Raw genomic sequence first — 17,973 nt, forward strand, 5'->3', positions numbered from 1 at the left:
CGTGTCGCGGCCTGCCATGGGCGGCCGTTCCTTGCCGGGTTCCTCTCCCAACACAGGCCCGGCAAGGACGGCCGCCTCTTTATTTTTCTGCTACTGACGCTCGCCAGACCATGAAGGGGTAACGATGCGCGGAAACATCCGGACGATCCTCGCCACCGCGGCTCTTCTTGCGAGCGGGGCCAGCCTGCCGCCCGCCGCGTCATCCAAGACTTCAGCCTCTGCTGCCGCCCCGGCGTCCCCGAGGCTCGACACGGCCGCCATCGCCAAGGCCCGCTTCGGCAACGATGCCGCCTGGTACGAACAGCGCATTCCCTTCTTCGAGAGCGCCGATCCGAAGATCAATGCGGTCTACTACTACCGCTGGGGCCTGTTCCGCGCACACCAGCGCGACCTGGGCGCGCAAGGCTACATCACCACCGAATTCGCCGACGATGTTGGCTGGCAGCGCGATCCTTTCGCCAGCCTCAACGACGCCAGCGGCTTCCATATCGCCGAGGGACGCTGGCTGAACGACCGCCGCTTCACCGGCGACTACATCGATTTCATGTACGAAGGCGGCAACGACCGTCACTTCACCGACCACATGGCGGACTCGGTCTGGGGCCGCTACCTCGTCGACGGCGACCGCGAGGCGGTGCTCGCACACCTCAAGACGATGCGCCACGTCTACCGTCTGTGGGACGAGAAGTTCGACTTCACCAAGGGTCTCTACTTCGTCGAGCCACTGCTCGACGCCACCGAGTACACCGTCTCCTCGATCGACGCCTCGGGCGGCAAGGACGGGTTCCGGGGCGGCGATTCCTTCCGGCCTTCGGTCAACAGCTATATGTTCGCCAATGCCCGCGCACTTTCGCGCATGGCTGAAATGGCGGGCGACACCGCCATGGCCAGGGAATACGCGGACCGCGCCGAGGCCCTGCGCACGCGGGTGCTGGAAGACCTGTGGAGCCCGAAGCTCGGCCACTTCGTCGACCGCTATCAGGTCACCAACGAGCATGTGAAGTACTGGGACCAGATCCGTAACCGCGAACTCGTCGGCTACCTGCCGTGGATGTTCGACCTCGTGCCGGATGACGCGAAATACTCCAGCGCATGGGCGCACCTGCTCGATCCGAATTCGCTCGCGGGCAAGGCGGGCATGCGAACGGTCGAGCAGGGCTACGAATACTACATGCGCCAGTACCGCTACCTCGGCACCGCGCCCGAGTGCCAATGGAACGGTCCGATCTGGCCTTATCAGACCACGCAGGTCCTGACCGGGATGGCCAACCTGCTCGATCACTACGGCCAGAAGGGGCCGGTGACGCGCAGCGACTACATGCGCCTGCTGCGCCAGTATACGCAGCTCCACTATCAGGGTGACCGGCTCGACCTTGAAGAGGATTACCACCCCGAGACCGGCAAGCCGATCGTCGGGCTGGACCGCAGCCATCACTACTTCCACTCGGGCTATCTCGACCTGATCCTGACCGGCCTCGTCGGCATCCGCCCGCGCGCGGACGACGTGCTGGAAGTGAACCCGCTGCTCCCGGCGGCGGGCGATGCGCAGGCGCTGGGCTGGTTCCATATCGAGCGCGTGCCCTATCATGGCCATGAGGTCTCGGTGACCTGGGATGCAGACGGCAAGCGCTACGGCCGCAAGGGGCTGACGATCGCGGTGGACGGCAGCGAAGTCGCGCACCGCGACGAGCTTGGCCGGATCGAAGTGCCGCTGGCCCGCAAGGCCAATGCCCCCGTCGTGCGCGAGACCAATCTCGCCGTGCAACTGGTGCGCGGCAATTTCCCCAAGGCCAGTGCCTCTTCGGGCGCCGATGCAGAAAAGCTCCACGACGGCATCGATGGCCGCACCTGGTTCTATCCGGAACTGCCGAACGGCTGGGATTCCGCGCCGGGCGGCGGCGAGCAGTGGTATGCGGTGGACTTCGGCAAGACGGTCGCGCTCGGGTCCGCCGAACTCGCGTTCTTCGCGGATGGCGGCACGTTCGCAGCGCCGCGCAAGGTTCGTGTCGAGGCTTGGCGCGATGGCCGCTGGCAGGCGGTGGCGACGCCCGCCGCCGCGCCGCTGGCGAACGGCGTGACCCGGCTGACCTGGGCGCCGGTCAAGGCCGAGCGGATCCGCGTGGTGATGACACCGGCCGGGAAGAAAGCGATCCGGCTGGCCGAACTCAAGGCCTTCGCGCGCTGATCGGGTTTCCGGCGGATCGTGCAAGCCATGGAAGTCCGCCGGAAATTTCTGTTCTTAACGCAAAAGAAACTGTCTCGTGAAATCCGGAATTAACCGCGAGACCGGCTCTCTACGGGCATGTCTCACGGCTATCCTTTCGCTTCGCTGGCCTCTGCCGCTTCGTCTTATCTCGGTCTTTCGGCGATGATGCCGGGGTGGCTTGCTGGCATAGCAGCCGCGCATATTGCCTGCGCGGTGCTGTTCATGGGCCTGTTCCGGCACGAGACCAGCTAGGCTCCGGCCTTTCCGGCAAGCAGTTCGGGCGTGAGCACTTGTGGAAGCTGCTCGGCCTTGCCTGACCCGCCCGCATACCACACGTAGAGCGGCACACCGGCGGCGCCTTGGGCGGTGAGGTACCGCGTGATCTCCGGATCGCGCCGGGTCCAGTCGCCGCGCAGCACCACGACGCCTGCCTTCTCGAAAGCGGCGCGGGTATCTTCGCGTTCGATGGCGACCTGTTCGTTGACCTTGCAGGTCAGGCACCAGTCGGCGGTCATCCACACGAAGACCGGCTTGCCCGAGGTGCGGGCTTCGGCGAGGGCCTTCTCGCTGAAGGGCTTGGCCGCCAGCAGCGATTCCGAAGCTGCCGAAGAAGGCGCGGGCTGCGGTAGCAGGAAGAGCGCGAGCGCGGCGAGTGCCACGGCGACCAGCGCGGCGGACTTTGCCGACTTGCCCCGGCGCTGTGCCTTGCCTGCCACGAAGAGCGCGACGAGGATCAGCAGCAGACCGCCGAGCGCCGCCAGCGCGAAGCCGGTTCCGCCGACTTTCCACGTCAGCCAGGCGAGGGCGAGGAAGGTCAGGCCCATGGGCAGCGCCATCCAGTATCGGAAGGTGACCATCCAGCGGCCCGGCCTGGGCAGGCGCCTGCGCAGCGCGGGAACGAAAGCGACCGCCAGGAACGGCAGGGCGATGCCGAGGCCGAGCGCGGCGAACAGGCTCATCGCGGGCAGAACCGGCAGCAGCAGCGCGGCCCCCATGGCGCTGGCCATGAACGGGCCGGTGCAAGGGGTGGCGACGAAAGCGGCCAGCAGCCCCGTAGCGAAGGCACCGCGCGTGAAGCTCGATGGCGAACCGCCCGAGGCAAATCCCGGCACGGTGAACTCGAACAGGCCCAGCAGGTTGGCAGTGATCGCCGCCGCCAGGAACAGCAGGCCGACGACGACCAGCGGCTCCTGCAACTGGAAGGCCCAGCCGACTTGCTCGCCGCCTGCCCGCAGCGCCAGCAGCAGGGCACCGAGGCCGAGGCAGGCGAGGATCACGCCCGCCGCATAGGCGAGTCCCTCGATCCGGGCATGGGCCTCGCTCTCGCCCGCGCGGGCGAGGCTGAGCGCCTTGAGGCTGAGGATCGGGAAGACGCAGGGCATCACGTTGAGCAGCAGCCCGCCCGCCAGCGCGGCCAGCAGCAGCAGCGGCAGCGAGGGCAGTTCGGGCGCGGCGGTATTGTCCGCGATCGGCGTTCCTCCGGCGGGAACCGTGCCGGGGCGGGCGGTGAAGGCGATGCCATCTCCGGCGCCGTTGAGGCGCAGCACCCCGGTCAGCATGTCCGATCCGCGCGGGTCGAGTTTGACTCGGGGCAGGGTGACGATCAGCCTGTCGCCCTTCCAGGCGAACTGTTGCGCACCCGCATAATCGATCAGCTTGTCCTCGCCTACGAAGACATGGGGGCTTTCCAGCGGCGTCGCGGCGGGCAGGGGAATGGCGAGGCGCACATGGCTATTGTCGAGGCTGAAGGTGCCCGCTGCATCGAGCGGGGCGGGCAGGCGGCGCTGCCACTCGGCGAAGCGCGGGTCGGATTCGGTGCTTACCTTGGCGGCGATCGGCACTTCCACGGCGAGGTCGGCCTGCTCGGGCACGCAGATCTGCTCGGTACAGGCCAGCCACTGCGCGCGCAGGTGGACCGGAATCCGGCTTCCCGGCACCGCGTTTGCGGGCACCGTGAAGGGCACCAGCACCGCGTAGTCGCTTTCGTAGACGTGGTTCATCAGCCCGGAGACCACCAGCGTCTGCGGCACCGGATAGCGCGGGCTTCCGGCCTTGGCGCCGTCCGGCAGGGTCCAGTCGAGCTGCATGCCGAGGCCCGCATCGCCGGGATTGGACCAGTAGCCGTGCCAGCCCTTTTCGGGTGTCATGTGGATGGCGATGGTCGTTTCGCCGCCCGGCGCGCTGGCGGGACCGGCTACCAGTTCGGCAGCGATATGCGCAGGCGCGGCCTGTGCCGCGATCGGCATGAGCAGGAGCGCCAGAAATTGACACATGAGTGCCATAAACAGGCGGTAGCGGCGCTTTTCCATGAGACTCCCGTGCGTTGGGTGGCGCTTGCGTCGCTCGCGCATTCCAGACATCGCTGCATCTGCGCCGATTGTACCCAGATTTCAAGGAAGACCCCCGATGCGTCCGCTCTCCCTGTCGCTTGCCCCGCTGGCGCTTGCCGCCGCTCTCGCTGCCCCGGCCCCAGCCATGGCGCAGGAAGCGCCTTCCGCAGCGGCTCCCGCAACCGCACCTCAGGGCGAGCCGAAGCTGATCGTGGCGATCTCGGTGGACCAGTTCTCCGCCGATCTCTTCGCGCAGTACCGCGAGCACTTCACCAAGGGCTTCACCCGTTTGCTGCAGGGCGCGATCTTCCCTTCGGGCTTCCAGTCGCACGCCGCCACCGAGACCTGCCCCGGCCACTCCACGCTGCTGACCGGCGTGCACCCCTCGCGCACCGGCATCACCGCGAACTCGTGGTATCAGCCCGGCATCGCCCGCGCCGAAAAGGAAGTCTACTGCGTCGAGGACGAGACCAATCCCAAGTCCACGCCGGACAACCCGGTGGTCAGCCCTGCGCATCTCAAGGCGCCGACGCTGGGCGACCTCATGAAGAAGCGCAATCCCAAGACTATCAACGCCGCCGTTTCCGCGAAGGATCGCGCCGCCGTGATGATGAGCGGGCATGATACCGACGCGGTCTACTGGATCGGCGCCAAGGGCTTCACCACCTTCGAGAACCGCCGGATCGGCAAGGCGGTCGAGGCCCAGAACGCGGTCATGGCCAAGCGCGTCGCCGCCGGTGACGGCGCGCTGCCGGTGCCGGGCTGGTGCGGCAATGTCGACCGGGCGACGCCGATCAGGGACTTCACCATCGGCACCTACCGCTTCCCGCAGGCCGCAGGTGACTTCAAGTCCTACGCGAACGGTCCGCGCATCGACACCGCCACGGCCGAGATGGCCGTGCGCATGGTGGACGAACTGGGCATGGGCAAGGATGCCGTGCCCGACGTGCTCTCGGTCAGCTTCTCGGCGACCGACAAGGTCGGCCATGCCTTCGGCACAGAGGGCGTGGAAATGTGCATCCAGATGAACGTGCTCGACGAAGCGCTGGCGACCCTGTTCGACGGCCTCGACGCGCGCGGGATCGACTATGAGGTCGTGCTCAGCGCCGACCATGGCGGCTTCGATGCGCCCGAGCGCCAGAAGCTGCGCGGCAATCCCGATGCCAAGCGCATCGACCCGGCGCTCTCGGCGGAGAAGCTCGCCGCCGCCGTCTCGCAGGACACCGGCGTCACCGTGAAGAACGGCCCGCTGTTCTACGGCGCGGGCGAGGCGGGCAGCGTCTGGTTCTCGGCCGAACTGACGGCGGAGCAGAAGCAGAAGGTCATGGCCGCGCTCGTCGCCCGCCTGAAGGCCAATCCGCAGATCGCGGCCGTCTACACCCAGGACCAGATCATGCAGTGGCCCGAACCCAAGGGGAACCCGCAGGACTGGAGCATGGAGCAGAAAGTCCGCGCCTCCTTCGTGCCGGGTCGCTCGGGTGAAGTGCAGATGCTGACCGTGCGCGGCGTCGTGCCCGGCGAGGCCAAGCCGTTCAAGGTCGCCTCGCACGGCAGCCCCTGGGACTACGACCGCCGCGTGCCGATGCTGTTCTGGCGCAAGGGCATGACCGGCTTCGAGCAGCCGACCCCGGTGGAGACGGTGGACATCGCCCCGACCCTTGCCGCGACGGTGGGACTGACCGCGCCTGCGGGCACCTGGGACGGAAGGTGTCTCGACATCGACGCCGGAGAGGCCGATAGCTGCGGTCGATGAACGACTCTGTAGCGAAGCACGACCAAAAGGCGGAATACCGCGACCTGATCATTCTGGGCGGCGGCCTCGTCGGCATGACGCTGGCGCTCGCCGCCGCCCGGGCAGGTATCACCAGCCACGTCATCGACCGGGCCGACCCGGCCGACCTGACCGCCGAGGGCGCGGACGGCCGCGCCTCGGCGATCTCGACCGCGAGCTGGAATCTCTTCACCAACATCGGCCTCGCGCCTGCGCTCAAGAACCTCGGCTGCCCGATCGATTCGATCGCCGTCACCGATTCGATGAAGCCGGGCCGGATCGACTTCACGCCCAAGCCCGAGGAAGGCTCGCTGGGCCGCATGTTCGCCAACCGCGACTTGCGCCTCGCCCTCTTCGCCGCCGCGCGGGAGGAGCAGAACATCGCCTGGCACGTCCGCACCGAGGCGGTGCGCCGGGATCGCGGGCCGCACGGGGTGGAGGTCGAACTGTCCGATGGACGCGTGCTCCGGTCGAGCCTGCTGATCGCCGCCGAGGGCCGCCAGTCGCCGACGCGCGACGAGGCCGGGTTCTCGCTGGCCAAGTGGGACTATCACCACCGGGCGATGGTGACCGGATTGTTCCACGAGAAACCCCACGCGAACACTGCCTGGGAAATCTTCTACCCGGCCGGCCCCTTCGCGCTGCTGCCGCTGCTTGACGACGACCAGGGCCGCCACCGCAGCGCGCTCGTCTGGACCGTGGCGGAAAAGGACGCGGCGGGCATCATCGCCATGCCGGACGCGATGTTCCTGCACGAAGTGGAAAGCCGCATGCACGGCGTGCTCGGCAGGATCACGCTTTCCGCCCCGCGCATGAGCTATCCGCTGCGCTTCCACCATGCCGGGCATGTGATCGACGAGCGTCTCGCGGTGATCGGCGATGCCGCCCACGGCATGCACCCGATTGCCGGGCAGGGCCTCAACCTCGGCCTGCGCGACGTGGGGGCACTGGTGGACGTGCTGACCGAAGGCATGCGGCTTGGCCTCGAACCGGGCGATGCGCAGTTGCTGGCGCGCTATGAGAAGTGGCGCAGCCTCGATACGTTCATGGTCATGTCGGTGACGGACGGGCTGACCCGCCTGTTCGGCATTCCCGGCCGCCTGCCCAGCGCCGCGCGCCGTCTCGGCATGGGCGCAGTCCAGCGTCTGCCCAGCCTCAAGCGCTTCTTCATGGACGAGGCGCGTGGCATGTCGGGCAAGCTGCCCGAGCTTTTGCAGGGGTAGAAAATCCGGACGTCAGGATGACGCGGGTGTGTGCGCGCGCAACGAAGCGTGCCGGGCACCCCGCCAGACGGTTCCCGGAGCGCGAGGGTGTTAACCCTCGCATTCCCCCTTGTTCTTATTCAGACGGAACGCTTTCCGAAGCATCCGCCGAGGGCAGGTCGGTCGGCAGCACGCCGGGCGTCGCCAGCGGGCTGGGCTGGTCGACGGCGTGGCCTTCGGCATCCGTCAACCGGCGCGGTTCCAGCATGGCGGTGGTTTCGAGCAGGTTGAGCGCGTCCTGCACGTCCTGAAAACGGCGGGCGTCGGCGATCCAGGTCTGCGCGGCCTGGGCGTTGGGCAGGCGTTCGACTTCGCTGATGGCATTGCCCATGCGGCGCGCGGTCAGCATCAGGCGGGCGCGGTCGATGCGGGCGGTGGGGGTCAGCAGCGTTGAGGATTCGCGGCGCACCACGAAGAGGTTGGAGAGTTCGCGGCGGGCTTTCTGCCACAGGCTCTCGTTGCTCTGGTTCTCGCTGAGTTCGGGCGAGAGCGCTTCGAGGCGGGCGGAGAGTTCGTCGATAGTGACGGGATTCTTGGAGAACTCGATCACCGTTTGCACCGCGCGCGGCTGGGCATTGGTGAAGCGCAGGCGCAGCTGGTCGGCGACGTAGCTGAGCGGCTCGCCGCGATCGACCATGCGGCGCGCGGCGAATGCGATCAGCAGGCCCTCGGCACGGGCGGCATTGCCGGAGGCGGCGTCGGTCTGGAAATCGATCCGCGAGAGACGGTCTTCCAGCAGCGCGAGCCTTCCCTCGACAGAACTGAGCGAGGAAAGCTGCTCGGGAGAAGCAGGTGCGGTGGCCGCAGGAAGCGCGCGGGCCGGTGCCGCGGCAGGCTCCTCTGCCGGTTGCTCCTGATTCTGGACCTGTTCGTCGACACGCTGGGGCAGCAATTTATTCAGCAACCCGTCCTGCGCCGCCCAGACGACGAGGGCGCCGCCCAGCAGGAAAGCGATGAAGGCGACGAAGAACACTCCCCCGCGTGAACGAGAGCCGTTAGCCGAAATGGGGGCCGAAGGATTTTGCGGCGAGGTGAAGTCCTGCATCAAGTCTGGTTCTGTCAGTTTACGATCCCGAGGGGAAGTCTTTGCACATCTCGGCGGCCAAGGCCAGCAGCGCGGCATCGTCGGGCGTTTCGGCGCTGCGCGTGGAAATCCAATGATTTCCGGCCCGCTCGGCCACGCGCGGGCCGATGCAGGCGAGGGCGATCCGGCGCCGGTCGACCGAGAGCCGCGTGCATTCGGCGGCGAAATGGGCGGCGGCCTCGCCCGAATGGAGCAGCACGACCGCCGGTTGTTCCAGCAGCGCCGTCAATTCGGCGGGCATGGCCAGCGGCATGCTGGCATAGACCTCGCGGGTCATCATCGTGTGGCTGTCGGGCATGGCAAGTTCGACCCGCTCGCGCCCGGCGAGGCGCAGCAGGCGGCGGTGTTCGGGCGCGAGGTGGGCCATGACTGATTGCAGGCCTCCATGAGCGATCCTCGCGACCTCCAGCCCCGCTTCGCGCGCGGCCTCGGCGGTCTTCGCACCGACCACATAGGCCGGAAGGCCGCGATAGCGGGCGATTTCCGCGCTGCCATGGCGCAGGGCATTGGCGCTGCCGAGCAGCACCGCGTCCACCTCTTCGCGCGCAACCGGCTCCCATGGCAGCGGCGTCACCGCGAACAGGGGAAAGCCGTGAGCCTGAAGCCCCAGTTTCTCCGCTGCCGCCACCGTTGCCGCAGTCCCCGGTTCGGGACGGATGACGATGACCGGCGGCATGACCGGCCTCAGGCGGCGCCGCTGAAATGCACCGCGATGGCGGGAACCGCGCGGGCGAGCAGGTCGGCGGCGAGGCGGGCCGGGCCTGCGGGATCGTTAATCGCGAAGCTGGCCTCGCCCACGACCTTTTCCGCGCCGTCCGGGCTGTAGAGCGCCGCGCGCATGGTCAGCGCTTCGCCGTCGTGGTGGGTGAGGACGGCGATCGGGCTGTGGCAATTGCCGCCGAGGCCCGCCAGCAGCGCGCGTTCGGCAAGCACCGAGGCGCGGCTTTCCGCGTGATCAACGGCAGCGAGAAAGGCGAGGGTGCGCGCATCGTCGGCGCGGCATTCGACCATGATCGCGGCCTGGGCCGGGGCGGGGAGCCAGTCCTGCGCGTCCAGCGGATGGCCGGTTCCGGTCTCGCCAAGGCGTTTCAGCCCGGCAGCGGCGAGGAACGTGGCATCGGCTTCCCCGGCGGCCAGCTTGGCGAGGCGGGTGGCGACATTGCCCCGGAACGTCACGACCTTGCAGTCCGGTCGGGCATAGAGCAGCTGCGCGGCGCGGCGCGGGGCGCTGGTGCCGACGACGGCGCCCTGCGGCAGTGCACGGATGCTCTCGGCGCCGACCAGCACGTCGCGCACGTCCTCACGCGGGAGAATCGCACCGATTGCAAACGCTTCAGGGCGAATCGTCTCGACATCCTTGGCGGAATGGACCGCGAAATCGATTTCACCGCTCGCCAGCCAAGCGTCCAGTTCCTTCGTCCACAGCGCCTTTCCACCGATTTCCGCCAATGCGCGGTCCTGAATGCGATCGCCGCTGGCGGTGACGGCCACGATCTCTATATGCGCGGGATCGATTCCGTGTGCGGCGGCCAGCCGGTCGCGCGTTTCCTCGGCCTGAGCCATCGCCAGCGGCGAACGGCGGGTGCCGAGGCGGAAGTTTTGTTTTTGCGTGTCTGTTTGCGTCGTCATCGGCGGGTTGTGCTACCCGGCAATGTCGTCCAGTGGAAGGGTCGTTCAGGGAAAGTTGGAATGCGGACGGTACTGGGCATCGAAAGCTCGTGCGACGAGACGGCAGCGGCGCTGGTCACCAGTGACCGCACGATCCTCGCCCAGCGCATCGCTTCGCAGGACGAGGCGCACCGGCCTTATGGCGGCGTCGTGCCTGAAATCGCTGCGCGCGCGCATTCCGAGAAGATCGCGCCGCTGATCGAGGCGACCCTGGCCGATGCCGGGATGACGCTCGATGATGTGGACGCCATCGCCGCCACTGCCGGTCCCGGCCTGATCGGCGGGGTCATGGTCGGCCTTGTCACCGCCAAGGCGCTGGCCATGGCGACCGGCAAGCCGCTGATCGCGGTGAATCACCTCGAAGGTCACGCGCTGTCGCCGCGCCTTGCCGATGGCGATCTGCAATATCCCTATCTTCTGCTGCTGGTTTCCGGCGGGCACTGCCAGATCCTGCTGGTGGAAGGCGTCGGCAAGTTTCGCCGTCTCGCCACGACCATCGACGATGCGCTGGGCGAGGCTTTCGACAAGTCCGCCAAGCTGCTGGGTCTCGGCTATCCGGGCGGTCCGGCGATGGAGCGGCTGGCGCTGGAGGGCAACCCCAAGGCCGTGCCGCTGCCGCGCCCGCTGAAAGGCTCGGACGAGCCGCATTTCTCCTTCGCGGGCCTCAAGAGCGCGGTCATGCGCGCCAAGCAGTCCGGCGAATACGCCGATGCCGATATTGCCGCTTCGTTCCAGCAGGCCGCGATCGACTGCCTGATCGACCGGGCGCGTCGCGCGCTCGATTCGGTCGGTAAAGTGAATGCCCTGGTCGTCGCCGGCGGGGTTGCCGCCAACAAGGCGATTCGCGGCGCGCTCGAAGCGCTGGCAACCGACTACGACCTCGATTTCGTGGCCCCGCCGCTCGGCCTCTGCACCGACAATGCGGCGATGATCGCCTGGGCGGGCGTGGAGCGCTTCGCCATGGGCCAGTCCGACCCGCTCGACGTTGCCGCGCGCCCGCGCTGGCCGCTCGATCCCGATGCCGAGACCGTGCGCGGCGCGGGGGTGAAGGCATGACGGTTCAGATCGGCGTGATCGGCGCCGGTGCCTGGGGCACCGCGCTGGCGCAGTCGCTGGCGGGCGACGGCAGCGAAGTCCTGCTCTGGGCGCGCGAGCCGGAGCTGGTGGAGCGCATCAATGCCGAGCGGCGCAATGCGACCTATCTGCCGAGCGCCGCACTGGCCGCGACAGTGCGGGCGACGAGCGACCTTGCCGAACTGGCGGCGCTGCCGGTGCTGCTGGCAGTGGTTCCCGCGCAGTTCCTCGGCGGCGTGCTGGCGCAGCTTCCGGCGCTCGGTTTCACGGGCGATCTGGTGCTCTGCGCCAAGGGCATCGAGGCGGGCAGCGGGCGGCTCATGGCCGAAGTCGCGGCCAGCGCCGTGCCGACTGCCGAGATCGCGGTGCTGTCCGGCCCGACGTTCGCCCATGAAGTGGCTGCCGGGCTGCCGACTGCCGTGACGCTCGCCTGTTCGGGCGGCGAGGCGCAGTGGCGGCGCCTCTCGCCGGTCATCGCGCGGCCTGCGCTGCGGCCCTACTATTCCGACGACGTGATCGGGGCCGAAATCGGCGGCGCGGTGAAGAACGTGCTCGCCATCGCCTGCGGTGTCGTCGACGGCCTCAAGCTCGGCCAGAATGCCCGCGCGGCGCTGATCGCGCGCGGCTATGCCGAGATGCTGCGTTTCGGCCTGGCGCGGGGCGCTCGTGCGGAAACGCTTTCAGGCCTCTGCGGCCTTGGAGACCTCGTTCTGACCTGTTCCTCTACGTCCAGCCGCAATTTCTCGCTCGGCCTCGCGCTCGGGCAGGGGCTGACCGCCGCCGAAGCGCTTTCGGGCAAGAATTCCGTGGCCGAAGGCGCCGCGACCGCACCGGTTCTCGCCGAAATCGCCCGCCGCGATGCTATCGAGATGCCGATCGCCGAGGCCGTCTGCCGCCTGCTGGAAGGCAAGGCCCCGGCCGGAGAGGTCGTCGCCCAGATCCTCGCCCGCCCGCTGCGCGCCGAGCAGGAGCCGCTTTCTTGACCGACGCCGTCGTCAGCCGCACCGCAGCGGAGCAGGCCAAGAAGGAACACGACGATATCGCGGCGCTCGCCAAGGGCGGCCGCACCAATCTCTTCGGGTTCTTCCTGCGCCTCGCCGCGCGCATTCCCTTCCTGTTCATCGCCGGTCGCGCTTCGGTCTACGGCCCGGCGGCGCTTGGCCGCTTCGCCTCGGCGCTGGTGGTGATCGAACTGACCTCGATGATCTGCACGATGGGCGAGAAGCGCGGCCTCGCGCAGCGCCTGTCGGACAGCGAGGGACAGGCCCATCCGGCCAATGTGATCGCTGACGGCATGATCATTGCCGTGATCGCATCGAGCGTGGCGGCGCTGTTCTTCTGGCTGGTACCCGCGCCGATGTTCCCCGGCGGGCACTATACCCAGATCGACCGGCTGATGGTGATCGCCATCCTGCCGCTGACGATGACCGAGATCTGGCTGGCGGCGCTGGCCTACCGGCTGCGGGTGACGCCCACGGTCTGGTCGCGTGCGATCGTCGAGCCGTGGACGATCTCGATCCTTGCCGGAGCGATGATCTGGATCGCGCCCGAGAGCGGACTTTCGATCGCTTACATCGGTTCGGTCTGCGCGGCGGCGATCACTGCCTTCATCCCGTTCTTCCGCGAGTACGGTCTCCCGCAGGGCTGGCGCCCACGTCCGCGCGATATGCGCAGACTTGCCTGGCGCTCGACCCCGATCGCGCTGGCCGATACGATCGAATGGGCGACCCGCCGCGTCGACATCTTCCTGCTTGGCTTCCTCGCGCCGTCCTCGGCGGTCGGCGTCTACTATGCCGCGCAGCAGGTCGCGAGCCTGCCGCAGAAGCTCAAGACCAGCTTCGAGCCGGTGCTTGGCCCGGTCATCACCCGCAATCTCAAGCAGAAGGACTATGCGGCGATCGCGCGGCAGGTCTGTCAGGTGGGCTTCTGGATCACCGCCGCGCAGGCAGGCATCGCGCTGGCGCTGGGCATTCCGGGCGAGGGCGTGATGGGTCTCGTCGGCCGCGAGTTCGTGGGCGGCACCGGAGCGCTGGCCTTCCTGCTCGCCGCCGAAGTGGTGGCGGCCACGGCGGTCGTCAGCGAGGCGGCGCTCGTCTACGTGGCCCGCATGCGCAACCTCGTGGTCTCGGTGGTGACGATCGCGCTTCAGGCGGTGCTGACGCTGGGCGGCATTCTGGCGATGCAGAAGCTGGGCTATAATCCGCTGTTCCAGGCGGCCACGGCTGCCGCCGCGCTGATGGTCTCGCTCGGTTTCGCCTCGCTGGTGAAGTCGAAGATGCTGGCCAGCTACCTCAAGGAGCCGATCAACAACTGGCGCTGGGCGCTGGTCTGGGCGGCGGCGCCTGCGGTGGTGCTGGGCTATCTCGCCACCCGGTTCCTGCCGGAATGGGCGGCGCTGGCCTTCGGCATTCCGGCAATCCTCGGCGCCTATTTCCTGGTGATCTGGAAGAAGGCCTTCGGTCCCGAAGACCGCAAGCTGTTCCAGAAGACCAAAACCGCGTGATTTCCGCCTCTCAGGTGGTTTCGCAGCGGAGAGCCTTGCTCTAGGTTCCCCGGCATGAATCCCCGCCGCGCTTCCATCGTTGCCGCCGGTGCCGCTTTTTGTCTGGCACTTTCCTTTGTCTCGACCCGCATGCAAGGCCCGGTTTTCATCGGCCGCCTCCAGCACGATGCCGAGGCGGCGCGCGACCGCGCCGGGGGCAAGGGCGTCACTCTCGCCTTTCGCGACCGCTACGGCTGGCTGACCCGCCATCCGGTGCTGTCGGGCGGCAAGGACCTCGATGCCGAGACGCGCACGCGGGTCGCTGCCGCAGTGGACGACGTGGCCGGGATCGGCGGCATCCGCTGGACCCGCGACGGCGAGGGCCAAGTGGCGAAGCTGCGCTGCCAGAACGATGTCGAGGCCATCCTCGCCTCGCGCACGATCCGCTTTACCGAGGCCAGCGCCCGGATCGATCCGGTCAGCGAGCGCCTGCTCGACGAAGTGGCCAAGGCCCTGCGTCCCTGCCTTGGCAGCATCATCGCCGTGACCGGCCATACCGATGCCACCGGCAATCCGGAGGCGAACAAGGCGCTCTCGCTGGCGCGGGCCGAATCGGTGCGCTGGGCCTTGATCGGGCGCGGCATTCCCGCCGATGGTCTGCGCGCCTCCGGGATAGGGTCCAAAACGCCTATCGAAGGACTCGATCCGCTCGACCCCGCCAATCGCCGCATCGAGTTCTCGGTGATCGCCTCGGCGCCGATCAAGCCGACGCCGATCGATACGCCCGGCGCGGAATGAGGACGTGCGGAGTGAAGGGCGGGCAAATGCAAATTACGATGAAAGGAGCCGCCGATGCCGTTATGGCTTGAGATGGCCGTTTCGGTGCTGCTGACCTATATGGCGGGCTTCGGCATCGGCTGGGTCGTGTGGAACCGGAAGGGATAAGTTGTGGTGGAAATGATTTCGGCCAATTGGCTGATATTCGTCGTTGCGTTGCTGGTCGGCATCGCGATTGCCTATTGGCTGTTCGCGCGCGCCTCCAAGCCTGCGCCGCGCCAGCACCGTCCCGACGTGCTGGACGAAGGCGCCGCCCCGGCGCAGCGCAACCAGGCGCTGATAGACGATGCTCCGCCCGCCGCGCAGTTCACCGCCCCGGTCCACATCGATCCCCCGGCCATGGCGGGAACGATGGCCGGTATCGGCGAAGTGATCGCGGTGGCCGCGCAGGAGGAAGTGGACGCGGCCCAGACGCCGCCCCAGACGATTGCGGCGGAGCCGGAAGCGGCGCCTGTCGCTGCGACCCCCGAGGGCGATGACTTGCGCAAGATCAAGGGTCTCGGCCCCAAGATGCTGACCTTGCTCCATTCGCTGGGTATCACCCGCTTCGAACAGATCGCGGCCTGGAGCGATGCCGATCTCGATGAACTCGACGGCAAGCTTGGCGCCTTTGCCGGCCGTCCCCGCCGCGACAGCTGGGTGGAACAGGCAAGCCTGCTCGCAGGCGGCGATACCGGCGCCTACGAAGGCAAGTTCGGCAAGCTCTGAACTAGAAATCCGAGCGCCAACGAAAAGGGGCGGGAAGTTCGAACTTCCCGCCCCTTTTTCATTTCCCGCCAGGGGAGGTTCAGGCTGCGGCCTTGGTACCGAAGCGGCCGTGATTGCGGAACGGCGTCATCCAGCGGTCGAGGAACAGTTCCAGCGGACGCGGCGCGATGCCGAGGTCGGCAAGACCGGGAAGGGTGCCGCTGGCGACATTGCCTGCCTTGAGCAGCTTGAGCTGGTCGCCGCTGATCGGCGTGCCCGGCAGCGCGGCGATCAGGCCGGAGATGCCGTCGGACAGTTCCACGAAGCTGCGGTCGCGCTGGGCGGCTGCGGCGATGCGCTTGTTGAGGTCGATCATCGAGATCACTTCCGGACCGGCGATCTCGAAGGTCTTGCCGCCATGCACCTCCGGCGCACACAGCGTTTCCGCCACGGCGAGCGCCACGTCGTCCACGAAGATCGGCTGGAGCCGTGCCTGCGGAGCGAAGACCGGCAGGACCGGCAGGCGCGAGACGAGGTTGCCGAACATCATCAGGAAGTTGTCGTCCGGGCCGAACATGACCGAGGGGCGCAGGATCGTCGCGGCAGGGAAAGCGGCCAGCACGGCCTTTTCGCCTTCGGCCTTGGTACGGGCATAGGGAACGCTGGACGAAGCGTCTGCGCCGATCGCCGAGATGTGCACGAAGGCGGTCGCCCCGGCGGCCTTGGCGGCAGCGGCGATGCGGCCCGCGCCTTCACCCTGCACGGCGTCGAGATTGCCGGAGAAGGCACCCACGAGGTTCACCACGGCGTCCGATCCGGCCAGCACGTCGGCCAGCGATTCGGGCTTGGTCACGTCGACGCCCGCGAACTGCACCTGGCCGAGGTTGCCGAGGGGCTTCAGGGCATAGGACTTCTTGGGGTTGCGGCTGGCGATGCGCAGGCGTGCGCCGCGGGCGAGCAGTTCCTGGGCAACGTGCTTGCCGACGAAGCCGCTGCCGCCCAGCAGCGTGACGATCTTGCCGTAGAGAGGGTCGGTGGCTTGGCTCATGATCAGAACGGGTCCTTCAGCGTGGCGCAGGCGCGGCTGAAGGAGAAAATAGCCGCCTGCGCCGGTTTCACGCATGATAAGCGCCCTTGGCACAAGCCCGGTTCCCGAGCAACCGGCGGCAGGCGCTGGACCGGGATTTTGCCTTTTTTCGCGTGATTTGAAAAAAGTTGCGGGAGGGCCGTTGACACGAATCGAGGACCCGCTTAGAGGCGCCCTCCTACCCGGCGAGGACGGCACCAACGGCCCCCTCGCTTCCGTGCCCAGATGGCGGAATTGGTAGACGCACCAGCTTCAGGTGCTGGCGCTCGCAAGGGCGTGGAGGTTCGAGTCCTCTTCTGGGCACCATTTCTCAGGCAGCTGAGAAACGGCAGGGGCCGCCGCAAGGCGGCCCCTAGTCGTATGTGCCTTTGGCATTTTCCGAAGAAATCTCCGGCGAGGTAGTCCTATCGGGGTATTCGCCATCCTTTGGGATTATCGCTAACCCGCACGCCATGCCGATAAAGCCATGATATTCCGGAACCTTGGACCATTGGGATGATGGTGCCTCTCCGGCAGCGTGGCTAGTCTGTGGCTGTCGGCAGATCTCTGCCGCCGTGAAAGCAGCTTCGAAAGGTCGCGCGCTTGAAGGCATGGGCTAAGCAGTGGATCACGGCCGCCTTGCCTCGACCCATGGCGGTGCGGCTCTGGAGCGGGCGGCAGTATCGCCGCCGCTCGCAGGACTTTCCGCAGGGAACGCCGCGCGCGCATGGATTGCCCGGCGAACTCGTCGTTTCGCTGACCTCCTATCCACCGCGCTATCCCACGCTGCATCTGACGCTGCTGGGACTGTTGCGCCAGGATACTGCCGCCGACCGCATCGTCCTGTGGCTGGCGCGCGGCGATGAAGCGGCCTTACCGAAGGCGGTTCGCCGAGTGCTCGGAGACAAGGTGGAGCTTCGCCTTGTCGAGGATCTGCGCAGCTACAAGAAGCTGGTCTTCGCGCTGGCGGAGTTTCCCGATGCCTGGGTGGCGACGGCGGACGACGATGTCTTCTACAAGCCGGACTGGCTGACCTGCCTCGTCGAAGGGCAGGGCGGCGAGCACGATTCCATTACCTGCCATCGCGCGCATCGCCTGACGCAGGACGCGCAGGGCCGGATCGCGCCCTATCGCGACTGGATCTGGGACGTGGAGGACGCGGCCTCGCGGCGGCCAAGCGTGGACGTGATGCCCACCGGCGTCGGCGGTATTCTCTATCCCCCCGGCGCGCTGCACCCCGATGTCGCCCGGCGCGACCTGTTTGAGCGCTACGCGCCGTCGGCGGACGATCTCTGGTTCTACTGGTGCGCGCGGCGGGCAGGGACGACCTATCGCAAGGTCGGTCCCCCATTCGTCCAGATGGGCTGGTGGTCGTCGCAGAAGGTGCGGCTGTTCGACGACAATATCGTGCAGAACGATGCGCAGATCGCCATGCTGGCGGAGCAGTTCGGCAACCCCCTTGCAATGCCCTGCCGGACCGGTCCGGCCGCATCGGGAGACTAAGGC

15 protein-coding genes and 1 tRNA gene are annotated in these 17,973 nt (G+C 67.7%); 11 read left to right on the forward strand and 5 right to left on the reverse strand.

The features are described 5' to 3' along the window. The first annotated feature begins 124 nt into the window (after window positions 1-124). Window positions 125-2,185, forward strand: a complete 2,061-nt coding sequence (locus AC4D6D_RS04245) for an MGH1-like glycoside hydrolase domain-containing protein (RefSeq protein WP_491326642.1) — start codon at window positions 125-127, stop codon at window positions 2,183-2,185. Between the two features lie 117 nt (window positions 2,186-2,302). Beyond that, complete coding sequence (locus tag AC4D6D_RS04250) at window positions 2,303-2,458, forward strand: hypothetical protein (RefSeq protein WP_491326643.1); 156 nt, start codon at window positions 2,303-2,305, stop codon at window positions 2,456-2,458. On the opposite strand, the gene AC4D6D_RS04255 is transcribed toward AC4D6D_RS04250, so the two are convergent. Then, window positions 2,455-4,479: a protein-disulfide reductase DsbD family protein gene (locus tag AC4D6D_RS04255; protein ID WP_491326644.1), complete on the reverse strand. Its 2,025-nt coding sequence runs from the start codon at window positions 4,477-4,479 to the stop codon at window positions 2,455-2,457. The genes AC4D6D_RS04250 and AC4D6D_RS04255 overlap by 4 nt on opposite strands. Before the next feature lie 133 nt (window positions 4,480-4,612). On the opposite strand from AC4D6D_RS04255, the gene AC4D6D_RS04260 reads away from it, so the two are divergent. After that, complete coding sequence (locus AC4D6D_RS04260; protein ID WP_491326645.1) at window positions 4,613-6,289, forward strand: alkaline phosphatase family protein; 1,677 nt, start codon at window positions 4,613-4,615, stop codon at window positions 6,287-6,289. After that, complete coding sequence (locus tag AC4D6D_RS04265; RefSeq protein WP_491326646.1) at window positions 6,286-7,530, forward strand: UbiH/UbiF/VisC/COQ6 family ubiquinone biosynthesis hydroxylase; 1,245 nt, start codon at window positions 6,286-6,288, stop codon at window positions 7,528-7,530. Before AC4D6D_RS04260 ends, AC4D6D_RS04265 begins: the two co-directional genes overlap by 4 nt. Before the next feature lie 115 nt (window positions 7,531-7,645). Here AC4D6D_RS04265 and AC4D6D_RS04270 read toward each other — a convergent pair whose 3' ends face one another. The 3 genes from AC4D6D_RS04270 to hemC all read right to left on the reverse strand — a co-directional run bounded on the left by AC4D6D_RS04270 (window position 7,646) and on the right by hemC (window position 10,216). Beyond that, window positions 7,646-8,542: a hypothetical protein gene (locus tag AC4D6D_RS04270; protein ID WP_491326647.1), complete on the reverse strand. Its 897-nt coding sequence runs from the start codon at window positions 8,540-8,542 to the stop codon at window positions 7,646-7,648. 91 nt (window positions 8,543-8,633) lie between these two features. Then, window positions 8,634-9,329 (reverse strand): uroporphyrinogen-III synthase, encoded by a 696-nt coding sequence (locus tag AC4D6D_RS04275; protein ID WP_491326648.1) that lies wholly within the window; start codon window positions 9,327-9,329, stop codon window positions 8,634-8,636. Between the two features lie 8 nt (window positions 9,330-9,337). Then, the gene (hemC, locus tag AC4D6D_RS04280) at window positions 9,338-10,216 is read right to left on the reverse strand and encodes a hydroxymethylbilane synthase (RefSeq protein WP_491327199.1); all 879 of its coding nucleotides are present in this window, start codon (window positions 10,214-10,216) and stop codon (window positions 9,338-9,340) included. Window positions 10,217-10,342: 126 nt separating this feature from the next. Here hemC and tsaD point away from each other — a divergent pair, with 126 nt between their 5' ends. The 5 genes from tsaD to AC4D6D_RS04305 all read left to right on the forward strand — a co-directional run bounded on the left by tsaD (window position 10,343) and on the right by AC4D6D_RS04305 (window position 15,422). Then, entirely contained in the window at window positions 10,343-11,377 is a 1,035-nt protein-coding gene (gene tsaD, locus AC4D6D_RS04285) for a tRNA (adenosine(37)-N6)-threonylcarbamoyltransferase complex transferase subunit TsaD (RefSeq protein WP_491326649.1), read from the forward strand. Next, a complete protein-coding gene (locus tag AC4D6D_RS04290) occupies window positions 11,374-12,378 on the forward strand; it encodes an NAD(P)H-dependent glycerol-3-phosphate dehydrogenase (protein WP_491326650.1) in 1,005 nt (334 codons plus the stop codon). Before tsaD ends, AC4D6D_RS04290 begins: the two co-directional genes overlap by 4 nt. Beyond that, window positions 12,375-13,898: a lipopolysaccharide biosynthesis protein gene (locus tag AC4D6D_RS04295; RefSeq protein WP_491326651.1), complete on the forward strand. Its 1,524-nt coding sequence runs from the start codon at window positions 12,375-12,377 to the stop codon at window positions 13,896-13,898. The genes AC4D6D_RS04290 and AC4D6D_RS04295 overlap by 4 nt, the downstream gene beginning before the upstream one ends. A gap of 54 nt (window positions 13,899-13,952) precedes the next feature. Then, on the forward strand, window positions 13,953-14,675 hold the full coding sequence (locus AC4D6D_RS04300; RefSeq protein WP_491326652.1) for an OmpA family protein: 723 nt from the start codon (window positions 13,953-13,955) through the stop codon (window positions 14,673-14,675). 159 nt (window positions 14,676-14,834) lie between these two features. After that, window positions 14,835-15,422: a helix-hairpin-helix domain-containing protein gene (locus AC4D6D_RS04305; protein ID WP_491327200.1), complete on the forward strand. Its 588-nt coding sequence runs from the start codon at window positions 14,835-14,837 to the stop codon at window positions 15,420-15,422. Window positions 15,423-15,501: 79 nt separating this feature from the next. Here the strand turns inward: AC4D6D_RS04305 and AC4D6D_RS04310 are convergent, their stop codons facing one another. Further along, window positions 15,502-16,449 carry a complex I NDUFA9 subunit family protein gene (locus AC4D6D_RS04310; protein ID WP_491326653.1) on the reverse strand — a complete coding sequence of 316 codons (948 nt, stop codon included), beginning with the start codon at window positions 16,447-16,449 and terminating at the stop codon, window positions 15,502-15,504. Between the two features lie 258 nt (window positions 16,450-16,707). On the opposite strand from AC4D6D_RS04310, the gene AC4D6D_RS04315 reads away from it, so the two are divergent. Next, a tRNA-Leu gene (locus tag AC4D6D_RS04315) sits at window positions 16,708-16,794 on the forward strand. Between the two features lie 324 nt (window positions 16,795-17,118). Further along, the gene (locus tag AC4D6D_RS04320) at window positions 17,119-17,970 is read left to right on the forward strand and encodes a hypothetical protein (RefSeq protein ID WP_491326654.1); all 852 of its coding nucleotides are present in this window, start codon (window positions 17,119-17,121) and stop codon (window positions 17,968-17,970) included. The last annotated feature ends 3 nt before the right edge of the window (window positions 17,971-17,973 follow it).

The organism is Novosphingobium sp. BF6 (assembly GCF_058273105.1).

Bases quoted from the DNA above. Each gene is read 5' to 3' on its own strand.
- AC4D6D_RS04245 (WP_491326642.1), top strand. From the start codon at position 125: ATGCGCGGAAACATCCGGACGATCCTCGCCACCGCGGCTCTTCTTGCG.
- AC4D6D_RS04250 (WP_491326643.1), top strand. From the start codon at position 2,303: ATGTCTCACGGCTATCCTTTCGCTTCGCTGGCCTCTGCCGCTTCGTCT.
- AC4D6D_RS04255 (WP_491326644.1), bottom strand. From the start codon at position 4,479: ATGTGTCAATTTCTGGCGCTCCTGCTCATGCCGATCGCGGCACAGGCC.
- AC4D6D_RS04260 (WP_491326645.1), top strand. From the start codon at position 4,613: ATGCGTCCGCTCTCCCTGTCGCTTGCCCCGCTGGCGCTTGCCGCCGCT.
- AC4D6D_RS04265 (WP_491326646.1), top strand. From the start codon at position 6,286: ATGAACGACTCTGTAGCGAAGCACGACCAAAAGGCGGAATACCGCGAC.
- AC4D6D_RS04275 (WP_491326648.1), bottom strand. From the start codon at position 9,329: ATGCCGCCGGTCATCGTCATCCGTCCCGAACCGGGGACTGCGGCAACG.
- hemC (WP_491327199.1), bottom strand. From the start codon at position 10,216: ATGGCTCAGGCCGAGGAAACGCGCGACCGGCTGGCCGCCGCACACGGA.
- tsaD (WP_491326649.1), top strand. From the start codon at position 10,343: ATGCGGACGGTACTGGGCATCGAAAGCTCGTGCGACGAGACGGCAGCG.
- AC4D6D_RS04290 (WP_491326650.1), top strand. From the start codon at position 11,374: ATGACGGTTCAGATCGGCGTGATCGGCGCCGGTGCCTGGGGCACCGCG.
- AC4D6D_RS04300 (WP_491326652.1), top strand. From the start codon at position 13,953: ATGAATCCCCGCCGCGCTTCCATCGTTGCCGCCGGTGCCGCTTTTTGT.
- AC4D6D_RS04305 (WP_491327200.1), top strand. From the start codon at position 14,835: ATGATTTCGGCCAATTGGCTGATATTCGTCGTTGCGTTGCTGGTCGGC.
- AC4D6D_RS04310 (WP_491326653.1), bottom strand. From the start codon at position 16,449: ATGAGCCAAGCCACCGACCCTCTCTACGGCAAGATCGTCACGCTGCTG.
- AC4D6D_RS04320 (WP_491326654.1), top strand. From the start codon at position 17,119: ATGGCGGTGCGGCTCTGGAGCGGGCGGCAGTATCGCCGCCGCTCGCAG.